The organism is Mesorhizobium yinganensis, from assembly GCF_040081985.1.
Lineage (GTDB): Bacteria > Pseudomonadota > Alphaproteobacteria > Rhizobiales > Rhizobiaceae > Kumtagia > Kumtagia yinganensis.
The window spans coordinates 100,682-120,309 of record NZ_JBEBMH010000001.1; the positions used below are offsets into that span (position 1 = coordinate 100,682).

The window sequence follows — 19,628 nt, forward strand, 5'->3', positions numbered from 1 at the left end:
TAAAAATCGAGAGAATGTCTTAGGTAAAGTTTCCGCTAAATTTGCCGTATCGCCCGAATGACGCGATGTCTGTGCGTCATTCGGGGCGAGAGGCCGAGAAGACGATCTCGTCGGCCGTGGCGTGGATGGAGATGGGCATGCCGGATTCCCGCGACAGCAGCAGCGTATAGTAGGGTTGCACCGCGTGCGCGTCGATGGCCTCCTCGGGACGGTTTCCGGAATGCAGTTCGAGGAATTTCGGCGGCACGCGCAGCATGGGCCCCCGTGCGGAAACGGTGAATCTGGGATTGCTGTCGGTGCCGTCCAGCTTCACCGAAATCCTGCCGCCGCGCGGGATTGCCGCGTTGGCGATGAGCACGAGGTTGAGCAGCAGCTTGACGATGTTCTTGGGCAGCAACCAGCGCGGCCCGCTCCACTCAAATTCCGGCTTCTCGTTGCGCAGGAAGGCGGTGGCGACGGATTCCGCATCGCCGGTATCGATGACCATTCCCGCCGATCCGGCGGCCCCGAAGGCGATGCGGGCGAATTGCAGCCTGGCCGAGGCGTTTCGCGCGCTGGCCCGGATCAGGTTCATGGCGTCTTCGTCGGCGCCACCCTCGTCCAGCAGTTCCAGGCCGTTGTTGATCGCGCCGACCGGCGAGATGATGTCGTGGCATACCCTGCTGCAGAGAAGCGCTGCGAGATCGGCTGCGGAAAGCGTTAGAATGTCGGCCATCGATTGTTCATTCCCCGGCGATTCCCTCACGTCGGATCAGGCCACGGTCGCCGTGCCGGCCCGCCCGAATCATGCCTGTTTCGCGGTCGTCTGGCTATAAGGCATCCGGCCGCATCGGCAAATCCAGTCAGGAAAAAAGGGTCGGGATGCGGCAGTCCAAAGCCAATCCTCGCAGGCAAAAGACAGCTCCAGCAGGTCTTCGAACCGCCATCTTCATGTGGGAGCTTAATGGTTGAAAAAGGATTACGGCATAGGGTGTCATGGTGAACTTCTCGAGCGGCCTTGAAGAGCCGCCGAAGCCAGGGACGTCGGCGAAGCGCTCGCGGACGGAGATCAGAAGCATGAATTCCCGAATTTTTGGCCGGTTCGCGCTCCGGCTTGTGACGATCGTTGCGACGCTGATCGGCGCGATGGGCCTGGCGGCGACGCCGCTCAAGGCGCAGGAATACACGGCGCGGGAAATCGTCGATTCAGGACACCGCTTCTTCGGTGCGACCTCCGGCGGGCTGGCCACCGCCATCGAGACCATTTTCTCCTCATACGGGCTGCCCAACGGCTATGTGCTGGGCGAGGAGGGGTCCGGCGCCTTCGTCGGCGGCCTGACCTATGGCGAAGGCACGCTCTACACGAAGAATGCCGGCGACCACAAAGTGTTCTGGCAAGGGCCGTCGGTGGGCTTCGATTTCGGCGGTGAGGGCTCGCGCATCATGATGCTGGTCTACAATCTCGACCAGGTCGATGCGCTGTACGACCGTTTCGTCGGCGTCGCCGGTTCTGCCTATGTGGTGGCGGGAGTCGGCTTCAACGTGCTCAAGCAGGGCGATGTTCTGCTGGTGCCGGTACGCACCGGCGTCGGAGCGCGTCTCGGCATCAATGTCGGCTATCTCAAGCTGACGCAAAAGCCGACGTGGAACCCGTTCTAGGATTTTAGCCGCGTCCTTGCACTATCCTTGAAATCCGGCATTAGTGAAACGCGAAAGTCAGCGACTTTCGCGTTTCGCTTGTAAGGCTCGCCGTGATTCAGTCCGTGCTCTTTTTCGCCCTCGGCTTCCTGTGCGCGGGGTTTCTTGCGTTGATGATCGTCCCGGCGATCTGGCGGCGAGCGGTGAGGCTGACGCGCACGCGCATTGAGGCGTCGGTGCCTTTGTCGCTCGAAGAGATCCAGGCCGACAAGGACCGATTGCGGGCGGAGTTCGCGACGTCCACCCGCCGCCTCGAAATGAGCGTGAAGGAATTCCGCGAGAAGGCGTCCGCGCAGATCGTCGAGATCGGCCGGGGGCGGGAGGAATTGCGCCAGCTTGCCGCCGAGCGCGACGACCAGAACCGGACGCTGTCCGAACTGGAGGCGAAGGGCGCGGACCTTCGCGCCGAGCTGCGCCAGCGCGAGGAGGAGTTGCGGCAGTATTCGAACAGCTTGGAGGAGGCGGACCGCGCGCTGGAGCAGCGGGCGGCGGAACTGGAAAAACTCAACGGCCTCTACGAAAGCGCGAGCCTGTCATCGACCACCCGTCAGGTCGAATTGATTGCCAAGGAGACCGAGGTCGAGAAATTGACCGGCGATCTTGGGGTGCTGAAGGGCGAGCGGCGCGAGGTGGACCGCCGGCTGCAGGATCTGGCGGTGGAATTGCGCGCGGCGCAGGACGGAGCGCGGGCCGAGAAGCGGAAGGCGTCGGATCTGGAACGCAAGGTCGAGCGCATGGTCGCAAGCGTTGCCGACCGCGAGGAGACGATCGCGCGGCGCGAGAAGGATCTTTCTCAGTTCCGCGAGCGGCTCAAGGCGGCAACGGCGACCGAGAACGATCTGAACAGCAAACTCGCCAAGGCGCTTGAAGAGAAGCTCAGGCTCGAGTCGCAGGCCGCCGACCAGACTTTGCAGATGTCGAACCTGCTCTCCAGCGCTGGGGGAGGCGATGTTCAGGCAGCGGTTGCCAAGCTTACTTCGGAGCGTCGCCGCCTCGACGAGCGCCTCGTGGCGATGACGCGCGAGAACCAGAAGCTGCGCGCCGATCTCGCGGGCCGCCAACGCGCCAAGGCCGAGGAATGGGAGGTCGAGCGCCGCGAGAGCGCGCTGCTGCGCGAGCAGATGAACGATCTCGCCGCCGAGGTGATTTCTCTGACCGCGATGCTCGACGGGCCGGACTCGCCGATCCGCAAGGCGCTGGAAACGCCGGTGCAGGGCGTGGAGCAGGGCGGACGTCCAGCGTCCGGTGTGACGAGCCTCGCCGACCGGGTCAAGGCGCTGAAGAAGATCGCGCCGCTACCCTTGAGTTGAAGTCGTCTTCCGAGAGCCGGTGAAGCGCGATCGCCGAAGTCGCGGCGACGTTCAGGCTGTCGAAATCCGCTGCAATCGAAATGCGCGCCGTCTGCATCGCCGAGAGCACCGATTCGGGCAGGCCGTCGCCCTCAGTGCCCAGAAACAGCGCCGTGCGCTCCTCGTTGGCGATCTCTCTGATGTCGGTCGTTCCGCGCGGCGAAAGCGCGACCGGGTGGAAGCCGTGGTCGATCAGGCTGTTCGCAAAACTGGCCGTGCCGTCGAAGCGGGCGAAGGGAACGCGAAAGACGCCCCCGACCGAAACGCGGATGGATTTCCGATAAAGCGGATCGCAGCAGGTAGGGTCGATGAAGACCGCCGCCGCGCCAAAGGCGGCGGCGTTGCGGAAGATCGAGCCCATGTTGTCGTGGTTGGATATGCCGACCAGGACCAGCACCAGCGCGCGGCGGGGGAGGGACTGAAGCAACGCGCTGGCAGCCGGCATCATGCGCGGCCTGCCGATCGCCAGGATGCCGCGATGGATGTGAAAGCCGGCTACCGCGTCCATCACCGCGGCGCCTGCGGTGTAGATCGGGACAGTCGACGGCGCCTTGCCAAGCGCTGCCTCCAGGCCGGCAAGCCGGCTGTCGAGCACGAGCACGGACTGCACCTCGTACTTCTCCGCCGCCCACAGCAGGACGTTGAGGACCACCTTGCCTTCGGCGACGAAAAGTCCCTGCCGGCCGACGAGATCGCGCTCGCGTATATCGCGGTAGGCGGCGATGCGCGGATCGTTGGCATCGACGATTTGGATGGGATTCATCAGCAACATCTACCCAAGGCGGCGCCGGCCGGGAAGGACGTTCGCGGCCCAAAGCGGGGCCACGCCTGATCTGGTCCTTTCTGGCGAGCAGGTCGGGCGTACCCCGGGGCCTTCTCGGGCCTTTGTCTGGCCCTGCCTCGGCCAAGCCCTGACGATGCGCGCAACTCGGCTGAGCCATCGCAGATGGACGGCATGCCGCTTCAGACGAAGGCGTAGAGTTGCTGTAGGGCCTGCATGATCGCCCGTACCTTTTCCGAACGGCACGTATAGAAAATGGTCTGGCGGTCGCGTCGGGTTTCCACCAGGTTGGATTTGCGCAATTTCGCAAGATGCTGGGACAAGGCGGACTGGCTCAGGTCGACCTTGTCGGCTAACGCCCCTACCGACATCTCATTGTCGAGAATGCTGCTAAGTATTGCCAGGCGCTTCTCATTGCCGAGCATTGCGAGCAGATTGGCCGCATCCGCGCCTGTTGCCTGGACGTGTTCGAACCTCATCGTGACGCGTCGCCTCCTGAGAGGGGACGGGATGTTCCGAATGCTTTCCTGCCGCTTCTGTACGGTCCTCCCAGGGACACCGTATGGCCTCCGCACGCATGTTATACAACCTAGTGCGTCTATTGGTGATCACAAGAGGCTGTCGCTGCAATTTACGGTTGGTCCTGCAAGTTGTCCACACTGGCGCGAGCGGTTCGAGCCATTTCGACAAGCACTGTGCGAACTTCGGATGGCGCCTGCAAGGGAGCGGGGAAAAACACCCGCCGGACCTCATCGCCGCAAGCAAGGTCGAATCCATCCGCGTCCAAGCCGGTCATCGTCCAGCCTGCGCCACCTGCGCGGGCGAAATGCGCCGCGTACAGGTCGACGGCCGCGCCATGATCGGCGTTCATGTGATCGATCGCGCCTTGCTCTGAAGCGGTGAGCGCCTCGAGCGCCGGGCTCGCCGTCAGGATATCGTCCCGGGTCAGTGCGTAGGCCTTGCCGAAACCGCCATTGAGGCTGGCAGCGTCGATCTCCAGGCGGAACATACGGAAATCGCCGAGCCCGACATAAAGTTTTGCCTTGGGATTCTTGTTGAGATAGCGCCGCTGGGCGCGCGCCTGCTCCGGCGAATCCTTTTCGAGCGGGTTGGCGCGGCAGATCAGTGTGATGCGCGGATGGGCGAGGGGATCGCCCTTGCCCGGCTCGCCGAGCAGCAGCGAACAGCGTGGATCGGCTGTTATGGCGCGGGTATGGGCCGACAGCATCGACACGAGGATGAGCGGCGTTCCGTCGGCGTCGGTAGCGACGCCGACGCGGCTGGCGAGCGGCCCGCCGCTTGCCGGATCGAGCACGGCGATTGCCCCGTACCGCGCCGAGCGCAGCAAAGCCTTCGCCAGCCGGATGGCCTCTTCGTCCGTCGGGCGGACGACGTCGCGTTTTTCTTCCATGGCTGCCTCAATCATGAATCTCAATATCCACTTATCGGCGCGCGAGGCGGACGCCGCAAGTGGCCGGCTGGACTATCGGGGCGCCATGCGGATCGCGCCGTCAAGGCGGATGGTCTCGCCGTTCAGCATCTGGTTCTCGGCGATGTGGATGGCGAGCGCGGCATATTCCGACGGTTCGCCGAGCCGCGACGGGAAGGGGACGGCCGCGCCCAGCGAATCCTGCACATCCTGCGGCATGGCGGCCATCATCGGCGTCTTGAAGATGCCCGGCGCGATGGTGACGACGCGGATGCCGGAGCGGGAAAGGTCGCGCGCGATCGGCAAGGTCATGCCGACCACGCCGCCCTTGGACGCGGAGTAGGCCGCCTGGCCGATCTGGCCGTCGAAGGCGGCGACCGAGGCGGTGTTGACGATGACGCCGCGCTCGCCGCCGGCCAGCGGGTCGAGTTTTGCCGCGCGGTCGGCGAAGAGGCGGATCATGTTGAAGGTGCCGAGCAGATTGACCTCCAGCACCTTGCGATAGAGGTCGAGCGAATGCGGACCGTCCTTGCCGATCGTTTTCATGCCGGTGGCGATGCCGGCGCAGTTGACCAGGATGCGGGCAGGGCCGATCGCTTCGGCCGTCTTGGCGATCGCGGCTTCGGCGCCTTCGGCGCTGCTCACGTCGCAACTCGCCGCGAAGCCGCCAATGTCGCGGGCGACGGCTTCAGCGCGTTCCAGCCCGATGTCGAGCACCGCGACGCGGGCGCCCTTGGCGGCCAGCGCACGCGCGGTCGCCTCGCCAAGCCCGGAGCCGCCGCCGGTCACGAGTGCCGTCTGTCCGCTGATGTCCATTGCCTTCTCCCTGCTCTGTGCTGGCCAACCGTATGAACGGAAGCGCGACGACGCAACCAGCGTGCCGTTCGCGCCGGGGTGTCAACCTGCTTTGCGCATCGGCTCTGTTGCAATTTCCGGCGGGAGCGCCTTCGACTGATCCTCGTGGCAAACTTCGCCCTTGATGCGCTCGGCCGCGCCGGGCGTCAGTTCGTGGACCAGGATGCGGTCGAGGTCGACCGGCCGGGGCATGGAAAGCTGGCCGCGTGCAATGCGCTTGAATCCCAGCGGGCCGTAATAGGGCTCGTCGCCGACCAGCAGCACGGCATCGGCGCCGGCCTTGCGGGCCGCCTCGACCGAGATCGCCACCAGTTTTCTGCCGATGCCGAGATTCTTGTGAGCGGGACGGACGGCGAGCGGCCCGAGCAGCAGCGCGCGGCCTTGGCCCGCGGCAATGCGCGTCAGCCGGCAGGAGGCGATGACCTCGCCTTCATGCAGGGCGACGAAGGAAAGCCGACGCTCGTGCGGCCCGCCTTCGCGGATCTTGTAGGCGGCGCGCGCGAAGCGTCCAGGCCCGAAGGCTTCTTCGTTGATATGGTCGATTTCAGCATCATGCGCCGGGGTTTCCGGCATGAAGATCACGTCAGCGGGGATCATGGTGTGCGGCGTCCGGTCTATATGGATGAAGAGGTGCTGCCGCAGGGCAGCGTCGCAAGTCAGCGCTTCAAGCGCCGGCGCTCATCGTCGTCGTTCGAACCGGATATGCGTGCATCTCACCATGAGCAACGCCGCTATCACCAAATCGCCGCCGCGTCTACCGGACCAGAGGTGTTTTCTGATGGGCGCGCACCGGCGACGCTGCGTTCACGCATCGGCGGTTTTGCTTTCGGCCGGCAAGCCCTAAGTTCTCGGAACGAGGCACGGTGCGGAGAAAACGCCGATGGGACAATTGGTCGACGGCAAGTGGCAGGATGTCTGGTACTCGACAAAGGAGACCGGCGGGCGCTTCGTGCGTTCCGAGGCGCCCTGGCGCGACTGGGTCAACGCCGACGGCAAGCCGGCGCCAGGCCGCACGCGCGGTTTCCGGGCCGAGCCGGGGCGTTACCATCTCTACGTCTCCTATGCCTGCCCCTGGGCGCACCGGACGCTGATTTTCCGCGTGCTGAAGAAGCTTGAGGACATGATTTCGGTTTCGGTCGTCCACCATTTCATGGGCAAGGACGGCTGGACGTTTCTGGCCGAGGATGGCGCGACCGGCGACGACCTCTACGGCCTCGATTTTCTCCACCAGATCTACACCAAAGCCGACTCGCATTATTCCGGCCGGGTGACCGTGCCCGTGCTGTGGGACCGCAAGGAGCAGACCATCGTCTCCAACGAGTCGTCCGAAATCATCCGGATGCTGAACTCGGCCTTCGACGAATGGGGCGACGCCTCCGTCGATTTCTATCCGGAGCCGTTGCAGGCAGAGATCGATGCAATCAACGCGCTGGTCTATCCCGCCATCAACAACGGCGTCTACCGCGCCGGCTTCGCCACCACGCAGGAGGCCTACGAGGAAGCTTTTGGCGAGCTTTTTTCAGCGCTCGACACGCTGGAAAAAAGACTGTCGGGTCAGCGCTATCTGGTGGGCGAAAAAATCACCGAAGCCGACTGGCGGCTGTTCACCACGCTGGCTCGGTTCGACCCGGTCTATGTCGGCCACTTCAAGTGCAATCTGCGGCGCATCGCCGATTATCCCAATCTTTCCAATTATCTGCGCGACCTTTACCAGGTGCCCGGCGTGGCCGGCACGGTCAACATGCACCACATCAAGTCGCATTATTACGGCAGCCACACCACCATCAACCCGACCCGCATCGTGCCGGTCGGGCCCGAGATCGACTATGCCGCGCCGCATGATCGGGCGCGGTTCGGCTGATGGCGGGTGTCCTCACCGCTTGAGACAGGGTGCGCTGGCATGACGCGCGGCCGGCAGATCGCTTGGCCGCCGTTCCTTTTTTGTCTGCAATCGAAGACGGCTCCGGGTCGCTTGGTGCCTCTTTCCGCGAGCTTGGCCGATCCGCTCAGAACACGAAGAAATCCGCCGCCGTGATCGTCGGCGCGCCGGTCAGCGTGGCGAAATGGATGCTGGCACCTGCCGCATTGCCGTCGGCGTCGTAGAACAGCTTTCCGGTGTCGGTCTCGTAGATGATGCGATCGCTGGCATCGCCGGCAACACCGGTGGTGTTCGCCCGGAAAGCTGCGGCGGCCAACGCACCGGCCGGCAGCGCCTTGAACACGGCATCATCGAGCTGGATCGTGTCGGCGGCAGCGTTGAAGTCGGTGACCGTATCGGTGTTGGTGCCGGTCTTGGGTGCTGCGCCATTGAACCGGAAATTATCGTTTCCTGCTCCGCCGGTGAGCGTGTCGTTGCCGCCGCTGCCCGCGATCGTGTTGTTGCCGCCGTCACCGATCAGAATGTCGGCGAAACTGGAGCCGGTGAGGGATTCTATGCTGGAATAGGTGTCGCCGGCGGCGAAACCTTTGTTGGCCGCGGGATTGAGCAGACTGGCGGTGACGCCCGCCGTCGCGCCGGCATAGCTCGCCGTGTCGGTGCCGCTGCCACCCACAAGCTTGTCGCCCCCATCGCCGCCGATGAGCGTGTCGGAACTCGCACCACCATCGAGGACGTTGGCGCCTGCATCGCCGGTGAGGATGTCGCTGGCTGCTCCACCCGTGAGGTTTTCGAAGACGGCAAAAATAAACTTACCGACTCCTGTGTCCGCTGCGGCGGTCGTGGCAAGTGACGCAGTGACTTTCTGTGTGAAATTGGCGAAACTGATCAGATCAACTCCCAGGCCACCATGAATATAGACGTGATAATTCCCAAGCAGAGGAGACAGTATAACGGTATCGTTGCCGCCGCTTACCGTAATCGAATATGCACCGCCACTTCCTAATTTGATCGTGTCGTTCCCGGAGTAAGCCGTAATGGTGTCAACGTAACCAGTGGAGGTTGTCAGCGTGTTGTTCCCACTCCCAAGTCGAATTGCACCTAGATCGGTCGCACCAGTCGTCACAGTGTCGTTTCCGTCGCCACCCACCAGGGATCCAATAAAACCGGTGGCCTTTACGATATTGTTTCCACGTCCGACGTCGATCGTCCCCGCATCGGCATTGAGCGTGAGCACATCGACGCCGTCGGAGCCGACATAATTGCCCAGATAGCCGGCCGTGGTCACTTTATTCGTGCCACCATCCAGTCGTAGCGAACCGACCCCGCCGCTGCCAACCGTGACTGTATCGTTCCCGTCATGCGTGGAAACCGATTGAACATAACCTGCTCCGGATGTGAAGGTATTGTTGCCGCCGCCTAAAAGGATTGATCCTGCACCGCCAGAAAGATTGATGGTATCGTTACCGTCCCCGCCTTCAAGCATCGAGATGCCGCCGCTTCCCTTGACGCTGTTGTTGCCATGGCCGAGATCGATTTGGCCGATGCCGCCCGAACCAATGTTCAGCGTGTCAATCCCGCTGCCGCCCACGTATGTGTGGACAAAACCTGATCCGGTGGTGAAGGTGTTTTGGCCTTCAGCCAGATTAACGAAATTGGCGCCCCCAACGCCAAGTGTAACTTGATCCGCGCCCTCGTCCGCCATGAGTGTGTAGATATGCGTTCCGTTGAGTTTAACCTCACTTATCCCTTTGTTGGCCAACACGATGCTGTCTATGATGCGCCCGGGAGCGGCGACCGTGTCATTAATGACAACCTTCATGTTTGATTCGGATGCAAACCAGAGCCTGCCGATTATCCAATTCGAACCCGACAATGTTGCTGTCACGGTATATGATAGGCCAACCCCTGAGCCGAACACCTCAACTAGATTGGACCAAGTATATTTCTGGCCTCCTAAAATAAAATCGCTAACCCCATCCAGGATGAAGCTAGAATTTCCGCTAACTGTACTGAATGTCATTAGTGTCCCCCCTCTGACGAATTCACCTAGTATATTTTTAGTTGGTAGCTGAAATTTCCAATTCAGAAGAGTATTATATGACACAAGCGCCGACAACTCCCAAATGGGAGGTGGACGACGATGCGTTGGTTTGAAGGTTGGCCGCTTATGCGTCAGCGGCTGCGATCTACAGCAACCTCGACAACAGCAGCATCAATTGCCCCTGCCGCGACGTGTCCGTTTTCTGGAAAATGGTTTTCAGCCGCGTCCTGGCGGTTTCCAGCGAGATGCCAAGCCTGTCGGCGGCATCTGAAACCGATTCCCCGAGCATGAGCCTGCTGCAAAAAGTGACCTCCGCGGGAGTCAGGCCGAACATGGCGGACAGCACGGAAAGGCCGGTCGCGGCGGTGGGCCGGCCGACGTCGGTGACAAGGACCAGAACCAGCCGTTTGGGCGGAAGCAGCGACAGGACGCCTCTCCATACGGGAGCCGCCGGAAGGGCGGCCATCGTCACCCGCCAGGCGCCCGTGGAAGTCCGGAAGGAAATGTGTGAGCCATCTATGGGGATTCCCCTCGAAAGCCTGTCGATGGCGAAGCCGAAACGGGCATCCGCGGTCTTGTCGATCATGGCGCAGCGCCCGTTTCGAGCGGTCACCGACCGTCCGGATGCAAACAATTCGACAGCCATCTGGTTCGCTTCGCGTAGCTGCCGATTGCCTTCGACGACGAAGGCCGCGCCTCGAACGCGCTCGACGAGCGCCGCGCGGACCATGGCTCCCTCGGCATCGGCGCGCATGAGGCGCGCCAAACTGACGGCGCGCTGCAGGTTTCCGCGAACACCCGCCAAGATCGCGACCGTCGCCCTGCCGTAGGTTTCTGACATGGAAAGAGGGAAATTCGTCAGGAACTGTATGTTCTCTCCCCGGTCGCCGACGAGTTTCATCCCGGCCCCGGCGTCGACATCCTTCTGAGGGTGAAGCCAATCGTTGTAGAACTCGGTGTCGGCGATCATGCGTGCGGGGAGAACATTCTCCGAAAGAACGGCCGCTCCGCTGGTTGCGGACGCCCAGTACGCGGACCATGGATTGATGTATGCGAAATGGTCGACGTATGATCTCACAAAGTCCGGATCGACATTGTGGCTGGAAAACATGTCGACCCGGCTCTCTCCGAAATTGATATTCCAGAAGGCGCCAAAGGACCCCGGAAAAGCCCGGCTTAAAGCTGCCGGCACCTCGTCCCACGATGCATTTCCGAACAAAGCCGCGTCGATCGCTTCGGCAACATCCGCCCGTATGGCCGCGACGCGCTCTTCGCCATAAAGATCGAAAGCCTGTTTCCCCATCGTTTCAGTATTTCCACGCGGCGTTCCGAATAGTCAGCATTTACTATTATCATTTCGGGTCGGATTTGCCAGCCGAATGCATAGTCATGCCTTCTGCCTTTTGCGGTATAGTGGCGCGTAGTCACAATCACCCTTAGTGGGTAAGTTAAGGAAAGAACTCGCGGCCAGGGACTTCCGAAGCGTGGCGGAGATTGGTGCCGTTGCGGAGTAACGTTGACCATCTGGTGGCAAAGCCAGCCAAACCTGGCTGGTTGACCCTGCAGCCAGACGGTCGCTTCTCTCCTACCAATACGCCGACGCCATCTCCCCTCCAAACACCTCCGCGATCCGCCTTCGTGTCGCCGGCGTCGTCTCCTCCGGCAGGGCGTCGAGCGCGAAGAAGCCGGCTTCGGCGATCTCGCGGTCGGGCTGTTTCGGGCGGTCCTGCGCAAAACTCTCGATGAGGTAGAAGGCGACGTGGTCGCGGCGGGTGGCGACGCGGTTCAGGTGGATGGATTTCAGCAGCGGCGGGGCGGTGAAGGAAATATTGCCTTCCTCCGAAAACTCCCGCGCCAGCGCCTGTTCGCAGGTCTCGCCGAGTTCGACGCCGCCGCCCGGAAACTGCCACCCGGGCACGTAGGTGTGGCGGATGAGGAAGACGGCGTTGGCCTCGCGGTCGAACACCATGCCGCGCACACCCACCGTCATCGCCCGGCGCAGCAGGAAATATTTGTGGAAGAGGATGGCGCGAAGCCCCGGCCAGCCGGTCTGGCGGAACCTTTTGTCGCGGTCGGGCGTCATCGGCATGCCCGAGGCTGGAAAGCGCTGTGGCCGTACCGTAAGTAGGATCGATGCTCAGGCTCGCGCATATTTCCGACGTTCATCTGGGGCCGCTGCCCGACATATCCTACCGGGAACTCGCTTCCAAGCGGGTGCTGGGCTACGTCAACTGGCGGCGCAACCGCCAAAAACTGCTGACCCAGGGCACGCTCGGCTCGATCGTCGAAGCGATCGGGGCGGAAAAGGCCGATCACCTCGCCGTCACCGGCGATCTCGTCAATCTGGCGCTCGACGCCGAGCTGGAACTGGCGCGGCTGTGGCTGGAGACGCTGGGCAGGCCGGAGGACGTGTCGGTGGTTCCCGGCAACCACGACGCCTATGTGCCCGGCGCTTTCAACAAGGTCTGCGAGTTATGGGCGCCGTGGATGCGCGGCGACAATTTTCGCGGGCCGCTCGGCCGGCTGACCTTTCCCTATCTGCGCGTGCGCGGCAACGTGGCGCTGATCGGCGTCTCGACTGCGCGGGCCACTGCGCCGTTCATGGCCAACGGGTTTTTCCGGGAGGAACAGGCGGCGCGGCTGGGAAAAATCCTCGATGAAACGGGAAAGCGGAAGCTTTTCAGGCTGATCATGATCCACCATCCGCCGGTGCGCGCCGCCGTGCCGCAGCACAAGCGCCTGTTCGGCATCTCCAATTTCCACCAGACGGTTATCCGGCACGGCGCCGATCTCGTGCTGCACGGCCACTCGCATCTTCCGACGCTGTTCTGGATCGGCGAGCGCAAAAAACCGGTGCCGGTGGTCGGCGTGGCGGCGGCGGGGCAGGGATTGGGCGGCCATCATCCGGCGGCGCAATACAATCTGTTCGAGATTTCCGGCGAGCCCGGCCACTGGCATATCGGCCTGACACGGCGCGGCCTGACGGCACCAGGCACGATTTCCGATGTCGGGACGTTCGACCTCGGCTCGCCGCGCAAGGCGCCGGCGCCTTACGAAAAAGCGACGCCGCCCGAAGCTACGGAAGCAGGTTGACCAGCCGGTCCCAGAATAGGACGACCGCGGCGACAAGGCCGAACAGCAGCCCGGCAAACAGGATCGACAATTCGGAGAGCAGGCGCCGCCAGATGCTTTTTCGCGGGGGCGCGGCCTTGCCCGGTGCCGGTGCGTTCAGCAGCGAGGCCGAAAGTTTCGGCGTGCGCCTGAACGGACGCCTGGCCGCCGGTCTGGGCGCGGGTTCCGTGACGTGCTTCGCTGCCGGTTCGCGCGTTGGCTCGGCAGTCGGCCTGGCAACCGGTTCGAACGGGCGCGGCCGGGCGGTTTCGACCGCCGGGGCGATTTCGCCTTCCAGCATGCGCTCGCGTTCGACGATCCGCTCGGCGACATAACGCGTCACACGGTCGCCGACCTCATCCATCTTGTGCGATTCGGCCAGCACCACGCGGCCGTTGCGGGTGTCCTTGACGAAACGATAGGTGCGGCGGTCGCGCCCCATCGCGACGTGGCTGACCGCGTCGATCCACAGCCTGGGCTGCAGGCCCGACGATATGGCGAAGTCAAAAATGTCGATGTCCGAGGGCACCTCGTTGAAGACGGGGGCAAGCTCGGCCGCCAGCAGTTGCAGCCGGGTGAGGGTGGCCTCGCGCAACTCGACCACCACGTCCTCGCGGTCCGCCGCCGCGTTCTTGGCCGCGCTGATCGCCTCCGCCAGCTTGCGCTGGTGGGCGAGCGAGGCCTGCTTCTCGGCCATTTCACTCATCGTCCGACTCCGGCCCGTTAACCCATAGTTAACACAAACGGGCGGCCTGGCCAGTATCGAGGCGGATCATACCGGCAAATGAACTTTGAACAAAAGGGGTAAGCGGCGGCATGCCGCCCACCCCGGCTGCCGCTATTTCCCGCCGACAATTCGGTTGACGGCCGACACCACGGCCTCGAGCGAAGCGGCGACGATGTTGGTGTTGATGCCGGCGCCGAAAATCACGCCGCCGGGATATTCCATCTCGACATAGCTGATCGCCGCCGCATTCGAGCCGTGCTGGATCGAGTGCTCGGAATAGTCGCGCACCGAGACCTCCACGCCGACATGGCGCGAAAGCGCGTCGACGAAACCGTCGACCGGCCCGTTGCCACTGCCCTTGATGGTGATTTCCCTGTCATTGTCTAAGATGGTCGCCTCGACGATGCGCCGGCCTTTTGCCGCCGTATCGGGAAAAGTCTGGTGGTCGACGAATTTCAGGCGGCCGTCGGGCTGGTCGATATAGACCTCACGGAAACGCTCGTAGATGCGTTTCGACGACAGCTCCTTGCCCTCGGCATCGGTGATCGCCTGGATGTCCTTGGAGAACTCGACCTGCAGGTTGCGCGGCAGGTTGAGCCCATAGTCGGCCTGCAGCACATAGGCGATGCCCCCCTTGCCCGACTGCGAATTGATGCGGATGATCGCCTCGTAGGTGCGGCCGACGTCCTGAGGGTCGATCGGCAGGTAGGGCACCTCCCACAGCGGCTTGTTGGCGGTCTTCAGCGCTTTCATGCCCTTGTTGATGGCGTCCTGATGCGAGCCGGAGAAGGCGGTGTAGACCAGTTCGCCGACATAGGGGTGCCGTTCGCCGATCTTCAACTGGTTCGAGTACTCGTAGACGTCCCTCATGCGGGTGATGTCGGAGCAGTCCAGTTGGGGATCGACGCCCTGCGTGTACATGTTGAGCGCCAGCGTGACTATGTCGACATTGCCGGTGCGCTCGCCATTGCCGAACAGCGTGCCCTCGACGCGGTCGGCGCCGGCCATCAGGCCGAGTTCGGTGGTGGCGATGCCGGTGCCGCGGTCGTTATGCGGGTGCAGCGAGACGATGATGTTTTCACGGTTGTCGAGATTGCGGCACATCCATTCGATGCGATCGGCATAGATGTTGGGCGTCGACATCTCGACGGTCGACGGCAGGTTGAGGATCAGTTTGTTTTCCGGCGTCGGCCTGATGATCTCGGTGACTTCGTTGCAGATCTCCAGCGCCACCTCGAGCTCCGTGCCGGTAAAACTCTCCGGCGAATATTCGAAGCGATAACCGCCGCCAGCCTTGGCTGCCATGTCTGCGATCATCTTTGCCGCGTCGGTGGCGATCTGCTTGATGCCGGCGACGTCCTTTTGGAAGACCACGCGGCGCTGCAACTCGCTGGTCGAGTTGTAGAAATGCACGATCGGGTTCTTCGCACCCTGTAAGGCCTCGAAAGTGCGGGTGATCAGCTCCGGCCGGCACTGCACCAGCACCTGGAGCGACACGTCGTCCGGCACGTTGCCTTCCTCGATGCACCAGCGGGCGAAGTCGAAATCGGTCTGCGAGGCCGAGGGGAAACCGATCTCGATCTCCTTGAACCCCATGTCGAGCAGGAGCTGGAACATGCGCGCCTTGCGCTCCTGGCCCATCGGGTCGATCAGCGCCTGGTTGCCGTCGCGCAGGTCGACCGAGCACCAGATCGGCGCCTTGTCGATGCGTTTCGACGGCCAGGTGCGGTCGGGCATGTCGACCAGCGGATAGGGTTCGTACTTCACCGCCGATTGCGGCATGCCGTGCGCGGGGCGGATGCGGGTGGTCTGGTTCATCTTGCTTCTCTCTGCGCTTCAGGCGCGGGCGGTGCCCGGCGAAGCGTCTAAAACAGTTTGCTGACTGGAGTGCGACTGGCAAGGAGCAGGCGCCGCCTTCGGCGGTCGAACGACCGCCGGGCGCTCCTCTAGCGAGCCCGGCGGTCGCCGATAAGGCCGAGAAGCAGGATCGCGGAAGACAGCGCGCGCAAGGTCGCCGACGCAAAGGCGTCTCGGCGATGGGCTGCGCTGTTCACGGGCGAGTTCATGCGCGGGTTGATACAGCAGGCGGCAGGCGGAGGCAAGGGGATCGGAAAGGCGGTAGTAGGTCAGTTGAAAATTGAGTTGGGAGCAACAGGCTGAGCGCCCGCCGCTCCCAAAAAAAGATCAACGCCCAAAGGCTTTCTTAGCCGGCGGGCGCATCATCCCAATTTTAGGCTTGCCCGCTGAAGGGAGCAGCTTTTGGAGATACGGGAGAGCCGCCGGGTCACGGGAGCGCAAATAGTCGGGAGCTCGCGTAGGAATCCACACCGTATCCAAATATTCTCGGAAGAGAGGAAGCACAGAAAAGGGATACTGCCGAACCTCACCCTCCCACTCCGGAGTTTTGTGTATGTAGTAACTAAAGGCTGTAGAAACGGTGGGATGATTTTCTTTAAGCCAGTCTGAGAAACATCGTCCAACGCTCACGTCTGGTCGGTTCTCTTTTCCGTCTGGTGCCTTGTCTGCCATAATACGGCCTGCGTTCTCAAGTCGGCCCCAAAGATGGACAACCAGCTCGTTCAAAACCGAAAAATGTCCTGCGTCTACGCGATCCCAATTCTCGTTGTAGCGACGAATAAATGCAGGAACCTTTGCACCATAGCTGCCGGTCTTCCGAATTGAGGGCAAAACTTCCGACGTTACCCACTTCTGAAACGCCTTTGCCTTCGGAACGCGACTACGAATAATTACGCTGTAAAGTCCAGATTCACTGATGATGGTGGTCCTCTGGACGCGCCCGTGGGGGTCGGCAATGCCGAGGGCCGATTTTTCATCCGCGTCTAGACGGCTCGCCGCATCGCTCGGATTGGCGATGCCAAGCTTTGCGCACACCTCATTGAGGATGAACCAGGGCTCGCCATTTCGATCAATGACGCGGAATCGGTCGTGTTCGTGGTCTTCAAAAACTTTCATCACGTATTGCATTACGACATAAACCTTTCTGCATGTCGTTATGCGGTGCGCGGGAAAAGCCCTTGACATGTGAGCAAGATTTCCCACATGTACCGGAACGTGATCACGCGCCGCCGCTAGGTGGCTTCTACTTGGCCCGGCGATGCTGCTAACATCGACCGGGCCGCTCCATTTTCCCGACATTTCGGAGAAACTGCGATTAGGTAGGTCTGCCGACACCTACTGACAAGGCGTGGTTGCAACTTTTTTTCGCAGAACACCAACTGGCAGAAATAATCGGCTCAAAAAATCGTTTGTATGCAAACAATCGTGTGCGAGCGGCATTTCGCGATGCGGGCCGGTCATTCGACCGGGGCTTTTTTCTGGTAGAGGGTCAGTTGGAAATCTGTGGCGGCAGAGGCAAGGAGTGAGCCGCCTTTTTCTCACCCGGTGCCCAAGTCCCTGGGCGCGGTCAGCGTGAGCCTCTGGAACCCCATATGGGGCTGGCCTTCCCCTCTGCCACCACAAAAGAGCATATAGGAGTTTCGCTAGGATCGCGACAGGAGCGGGCTGAAATTTCAAACTGACCCACTACCCCAACGGGCAACGTGGGACGCGCCGGCTTGATGTCCGCGCTCCATCGGACTATCCAGCGGCGCGCGGCATGGCCGCCATTTTGAGAAAAAGCCCCGAGCGAGCCTTGCCCTCCTTGCGAAAAAGTTTTGACGCCCTGGTGGAGCGCCGCACCGCGGCGATCCCGACGGCCGCGCTGACTCCGGACGAGCGGCTGGCGCTGGTCGGCCGGCACGGCGATTTCTCGCTTGCCTACTCGACCGCCGTGCAGGACGACCTTTTCTATTTCGGCGGCGCCTCCGGCTACCTCGCCTTCGGCCGCAAGATGGGCAGCGCCGTGGCGCTGGCCGATCCGGTCGCGGCTCCTGCCGAGCGGGCGGACCTCGTCCGGCGGTTCGTCGACAAGGCGCGCGATCCGTGCTTCGTGCAGATCGGCGAGGCCAGCGCCCGCGTGCTGTCGGACCTTGGCTACAAGGTCAACCGCATGGGCATCGACACGCGGCTGATGCTGACGCCCAAGACCTTTGCGGGCAGCCGCAACGAGACCGTGCGCTATTCCGAGCGCTGGCTGTTCAAGAACGGATTTTCGATCGTCGAGGACGACGGCGGCGGCGTCCATGCCGCCGAGATCAAGCAGCTTTCCGATGCCTGGCGGGCGCAGCGCATCGTCAGCCACCGCGAGATGCGGTTCTTGAACCGCCCGTTTCGCTCGCAACTCGGCAAGGGCATGCGGCGCTTCATGCTGCTCGACCCGCAAAAGCAGCCGGTCGCCATCCTCGATTTCGACCCGATGGTCGAGAATGGCGAACTTGCCGGCTACACCACCTCGTTCAAGCGCAAGCTGCCGGGCATCACGTCGCATGCCGAGATCGGCCTCACCAAATTCGCCGCCGACCGCTTGCGCGACGAGGGCCGCAAATTCATCACGCTCGGCCTGTCGCCGCTCGCCGGACTGGCTGAAAGCGGATTTCCGGAAAGCCGGCTCATGCTTTCATCCATGCAGCGTTTCTACCGCTCGTCCTGGATCAACCGGCGCATCTTCAACGTCGAAGGCCAAGCGGCGTTCAAGCGGCGTTTTCACGGCGACGAGGAGCCGGTCTACATCGCCTTCCGCCGCCTCTCGCCTTTCCAGATGCTGGCTATCCTCAGGCTCAGCAAGGCGTTCTAAGGTTTTATCCCGCGGGCGACGAAACGCACCAGCGCGGGTCCGAAGAGCAGCACGAAGACCAGCCGCGCCGATTGCAGGGCCATGACCAGCGACAGGTTCACGTTGCTTGCGGCGGTGGCAATGATGGCCACGGAATCAAGTCCGCCGGGGCTGGTTGCGAGATAGGCCGTCAGCGGGTCGATGCCGAGTTCATGGCTGAGAAGCCAGGCGATTGCACCGCAAAATCCCATGAGCAGGAGGATGGACAGCATGACCTGCGGCAGCACGCGCAGCGCATTCCACACGACGGCGCGCGTAAAATTCAGGCCGATGGAACAGCCGACCACGATGTAGCTCGCGGCCTTCAGCCATTCGGGAATCTGGAAGGGAACGCCGGCGCCGAGATGCAGCGCGAGTGCGATCAGCGCCGCACCGATGAAATAGGGCGAGGGCAGGCGCAGCAGTTTTCCGATCCTGCCGGCAACGGCCGCCACAAGAACGGTTGCCGCGAAGGCTGGCCAGTCGAGCGGCGGGAACCAGGGATGCTCCGGCGTGACCATCGCCGACGGGTCGACCCACAGCCGCGCCACGAAGGCGGCGGCCAGCGTCACCATCACCACCCTGAGATACTGCATGAAGGCGACGAGCCTTGCATCGGCGCCGAACGCTTCGGCCATCAGCACCATGGCCGTAGCACCGCCCGGCGCAGAGCCCCAGACGGCTGTCGATCCGGGCAGGATGCGCAGGCGGCTGATCGACCAGCCAAGGAAGCTGGAGGCAACGATCGTCGACAGAACTGAGACCAGGATGATCGGCCAGTCACTGGCGAAGGAGGAAAAAACCTCGACCTGGATCGAGGAGGCGACCAGGCAGCCGACGACCGCCTGACCGAGGCCGAACAGCGGACGCGGCACGCGGATCGTCGCCCCGCCGGTGCCCGCCGCGATGGCGACCAGCATCGGCCCGATCAGCAGCGCGGCTGGAAAGTCGACGGTTTCGAGCGCGACGCCGAGCGCTGCCGCAAAGATGATCAGCAGCAGCCACTGCAAGGGCTGCGGCAGTTTGGCGAACGGTCCGGGAGACGGCGCGGGCGGGGAGGCCATGCGT

General features: G+C 62.7%; 18 protein-coding genes. 5 read left to right on the forward strand and 13 right to left on the reverse strand.

The annotated features are described in order from the left end of the window. Nucleotides 1–76: 76 nt before the first annotated feature. A complete protein-coding gene (chpT, locus tag ABMA59_RS00490) occupies nucleotides 77–715 on the reverse strand; it encodes a histidine phosphotransferase ChpT (protein WP_349003332.1) in 639 nt (212 codons plus the stop codon). Between the two features lie 410 nt (nucleotides 716–1,125). On the opposite strand from chpT, the gene ABMA59_RS00495 reads away from it, so the two are divergent. Together ABMA59_RS00495 and ABMA59_RS00500 are read left to right on the forward strand one after the other, a co-directional pair. Next, on the forward strand, nucleotides 1,126–1,638 hold the full coding sequence (locus ABMA59_RS00495) for a DUF1134 domain-containing protein (RefSeq protein WP_425475859.1): 513 nt from the start codon (nucleotides 1,126–1,128) through the stop codon (nucleotides 1,636–1,638). 104 nt (nucleotides 1,639–1,742) lie between these two features. After that, entirely contained in the window at nucleotides 1,743–2,987 is a 1,245-nt protein-coding gene (locus ABMA59_RS00500) for a coiled-coil domain-containing protein (RefSeq protein WP_349003334.1), read from the forward strand. Here ABMA59_RS00500 and ABMA59_RS00505 read toward each other — a convergent pair. The 5 genes from ABMA59_RS00505 to ABMA59_RS00525 form a co-directional block, all read right to left on the reverse strand. Next, nucleotides 2,947–3,789 (reverse strand): TrmH family RNA methyltransferase, encoded by an 843-nt coding sequence (locus tag ABMA59_RS00505; RefSeq protein WP_349003335.1) that lies wholly within the window; start codon nucleotides 3,787–3,789, stop codon nucleotides 2,947–2,949. The genes ABMA59_RS00500 and ABMA59_RS00505 overlap by 41 nt on opposite strands. Nucleotides 3,790–3,989: 200 nt before the next feature. Next, nucleotides 3,990–4,286, reverse strand: a complete 297-nt coding sequence (locus ABMA59_RS00510) for an ArsR/SmtB family transcription factor (RefSeq protein WP_349003336.1) — start codon at nucleotides 4,284–4,286, stop codon at nucleotides 3,990–3,992. A 152-nt stretch (nucleotides 4,287–4,438) separates the two neighbouring features. Then, nucleotides 4,439–5,218: a HugZ family pyridoxamine 5'-phosphate oxidase gene (locus ABMA59_RS00515; protein ID WP_349003337.1), complete on the reverse strand. Its 780-nt coding sequence runs from the start codon at nucleotides 5,216–5,218 to the stop codon at nucleotides 4,439–4,441. 72 nt (nucleotides 5,219–5,290) lie between these two features. Next, the gene (locus ABMA59_RS00520; RefSeq protein ID WP_349003338.1) at nucleotides 5,291–6,052 is read right to left on the reverse strand and encodes a 3-hydroxyacyl-CoA dehydrogenase; all 762 of its coding nucleotides are present in this window, start codon (nucleotides 6,050–6,052) and stop codon (nucleotides 5,291–5,293) included. Between the two features lie 81 nt (nucleotides 6,053–6,133). Then, on the reverse strand, nucleotides 6,134–6,688 hold the full coding sequence (locus tag ABMA59_RS00525) for a GNAT family N-acetyltransferase (RefSeq protein WP_349003339.1): 555 nt from the start codon (nucleotides 6,686–6,688) through the stop codon (nucleotides 6,134–6,136). A 283-nt stretch (nucleotides 6,689–6,971) separates the two neighbouring features. On the opposite strand from ABMA59_RS00525, the gene ABMA59_RS00530 reads away from it, so the two are divergent. After that, entirely contained in the window at nucleotides 6,972–7,952 is a 981-nt protein-coding gene (locus ABMA59_RS00530) for a glutathione S-transferase family protein (RefSeq protein WP_349003340.1), read from the forward strand. Between the two features lie 145 nt (nucleotides 7,953–8,097). Here the strand turns inward: ABMA59_RS00530 and ABMA59_RS00535 are convergent, their stop codons facing one another. The 3 genes from ABMA59_RS00535 to ABMA59_RS00545 all read right to left on the reverse strand — a co-directional run bounded on the left by ABMA59_RS00535 (nucleotide 8,098) and on the right by ABMA59_RS00545 (nucleotide 12,094). Continuing rightward, nucleotides 8,098–9,789, reverse strand: coding sequence for a beta strand repeat-containing protein (locus ABMA59_RS00535; RefSeq protein WP_349003341.1), 1,692 nt, complete (start codon nucleotides 9,787–9,789; stop codon nucleotides 8,098–8,100). 367 nt (nucleotides 9,790–10,156) lie between these two features. Continuing rightward, nucleotides 10,157–11,314, reverse strand: coding sequence for a helix-turn-helix transcriptional regulator (locus ABMA59_RS00540; protein WP_349003342.1), 1,158 nt, complete (start codon nucleotides 11,312–11,314; stop codon nucleotides 10,157–10,159). Nucleotides 11,315–11,596: 282 nt separating this feature from the next. Then, nucleotides 11,597–12,094, reverse strand: a complete 498-nt coding sequence (locus tag ABMA59_RS00545) for an NUDIX domain-containing protein (RefSeq protein ID WP_349003343.1) — start codon at nucleotides 12,092–12,094, stop codon at nucleotides 11,597–11,599. Between the two features lie 50 nt (nucleotides 12,095–12,144). Between ABMA59_RS00545 and ABMA59_RS00550 the strand changes: the two genes are divergently transcribed. Further along, nucleotides 12,145–13,104, forward strand: a complete 960-nt coding sequence (locus ABMA59_RS00550) for a metallophosphoesterase family protein (protein ID WP_349003344.1) — start codon at nucleotides 12,145–12,147, stop codon at nucleotides 13,102–13,104. Here the strand turns inward: ABMA59_RS00550 and ABMA59_RS00555 are convergent. From ABMA59_RS00555 to ABMA59_RS00565, 3 genes are all read right to left on the reverse strand, one after another. Further along, entirely contained in the window at nucleotides 13,088–13,828 is a 741-nt protein-coding gene (locus tag ABMA59_RS00555) for a hypothetical protein (protein WP_349003345.1), read from the reverse strand. The genes ABMA59_RS00550 and ABMA59_RS00555 overlap by 17 nt on opposite strands. A gap of 132 nt (nucleotides 13,829–13,960) precedes the next feature. Beyond that, a complete protein-coding gene (gene leuA, locus ABMA59_RS00560; RefSeq protein WP_349003909.1) occupies nucleotides 13,961–15,631 on the reverse strand; it encodes a 2-isopropylmalate synthase in 1,671 nt (556 codons plus the stop codon). A 402-nt stretch (nucleotides 15,632–16,033) separates the two neighbouring features. After that, nucleotides 16,034–16,822 (reverse strand): BRO-N domain-containing protein, encoded by a 789-nt coding sequence (locus ABMA59_RS00565; protein WP_349003346.1) that lies wholly within the window; start codon nucleotides 16,820–16,822, stop codon nucleotides 16,034–16,036. A 679-nt stretch (nucleotides 16,823–17,501) separates the two neighbouring features. Here ABMA59_RS00565 and ABMA59_RS00570 point away from each other — a divergent pair. After that, nucleotides 17,502–18,542 (forward strand): phosphatidylglycerol lysyltransferase domain-containing protein, encoded by a 1,041-nt coding sequence (locus ABMA59_RS00570; protein WP_349003910.1) that lies wholly within the window; start codon nucleotides 17,502–17,504, stop codon nucleotides 18,540–18,542. Here the strand turns inward: ABMA59_RS00570 and ABMA59_RS00575 are convergent. Beyond that, a complete protein-coding gene (locus ABMA59_RS00575; protein WP_349003347.1) occupies nucleotides 18,539–19,624 on the reverse strand; it encodes an AbrB family transcriptional regulator in 1,086 nt (361 codons plus the stop codon). The genes ABMA59_RS00570 and ABMA59_RS00575 overlap by 4 nt on opposite strands. Nucleotides 19,625–19,628 lie beyond the last annotated feature (4 nt).

What these genes read in the sequence shown, in the direction of transcription:
- chpT (WP_349003332.1), bottom strand. Translation starts at nt 715, where the DNA reads ATGGCCGACATTCTAACGCTTTCCGCAGCCGATCTCGCAGCGCTTCTC.
- ABMA59_RS00495 (WP_425475859.1), top strand. Translation starts at nt 1,126, where the DNA reads ATGGGCCTGGCGGCGACGCCGCTCAAGGCGCAGGAATACACGGCGCGG.
- ABMA59_RS00505 (WP_349003335.1), bottom strand. Translation starts at nt 3,789, where the DNA reads ATGAATCCCATCCAAATCGTCGATGCCAACGATCCGCGCATCGCCGCC.
- ABMA59_RS00510 (WP_349003336.1), bottom strand. Translation starts at nt 4,286, where the DNA reads ATGAGGTTCGAACACGTCCAGGCAACAGGCGCGGATGCGGCCAATCTG.
- ABMA59_RS00515 (WP_349003337.1), bottom strand. Translation starts at nt 5,218, where the DNA reads ATGGAAGAAAAACGCGACGTCGTCCGCCCGACGGACGAAGAGGCCATC.
- ABMA59_RS00520 (WP_349003338.1), bottom strand. Translation starts at nt 6,052, where the DNA reads ATGGACATCAGCGGACAGACGGCACTCGTGACCGGCGGCGGCTCCGGG.
- ABMA59_RS00525 (WP_349003339.1), bottom strand. Translation starts at nt 6,688, where the DNA reads ATGATCCCCGCTGACGTGATCTTCATGCCGGAAACCCCGGCGCATGAT.
- ABMA59_RS00530 (WP_349003340.1), top strand. Translation starts at nt 6,972, where the DNA reads ATGGGACAATTGGTCGACGGCAAGTGGCAGGATGTCTGGTACTCGACA.
- ABMA59_RS00535 (WP_349003341.1), bottom strand. Translation starts at nt 9,789, where the DNA reads ATGAAGGTTGTCATTAATGACACGGTCGCCGCTCCCGGGCGCATCATA.
- ABMA59_RS00540 (WP_349003342.1), bottom strand. Translation starts at nt 11,314, where the DNA reads ATGGGGAAACAGGCTTTCGATCTTTATGGCGAAGAGCGCGTCGCGGCC.
- ABMA59_RS00545 (WP_349003343.1), bottom strand. Translation starts at nt 12,094, where the DNA reads ATGACGCCCGACCGCGACAAAAGGTTCCGCCAGACCGGCTGGCCGGGG.
- ABMA59_RS00550 (WP_349003344.1), top strand. Translation starts at nt 12,145, where the DNA reads ATGCTCAGGCTCGCGCATATTTCCGACGTTCATCTGGGGCCGCTGCCC.
- ABMA59_RS00555 (WP_349003345.1), bottom strand. Translation starts at nt 13,828, where the DNA reads ATGAGTGAAATGGCCGAGAAGCAGGCCTCGCTCGCCCACCAGCGCAAG.
- leuA (WP_349003909.1), bottom strand. Translation starts at nt 15,631, where the DNA reads ATGCCGCAATCGGCGGTGAAGTACGAACCCTATCCGCTGGTCGACATG.
- ABMA59_RS00565 (WP_349003346.1), bottom strand. Translation starts at nt 16,822, where the DNA reads ATGAAAGTTTTTGAAGACCACGAACACGACCGATTCCGCGTCATTGAT.
- ABMA59_RS00575 (WP_349003347.1), bottom strand. Translation starts at nt 19,624, where the DNA reads ATGGCCTCCCCGCCCGCGCCGTCTCCCGGACCGTTCGCCAAACTGCCG.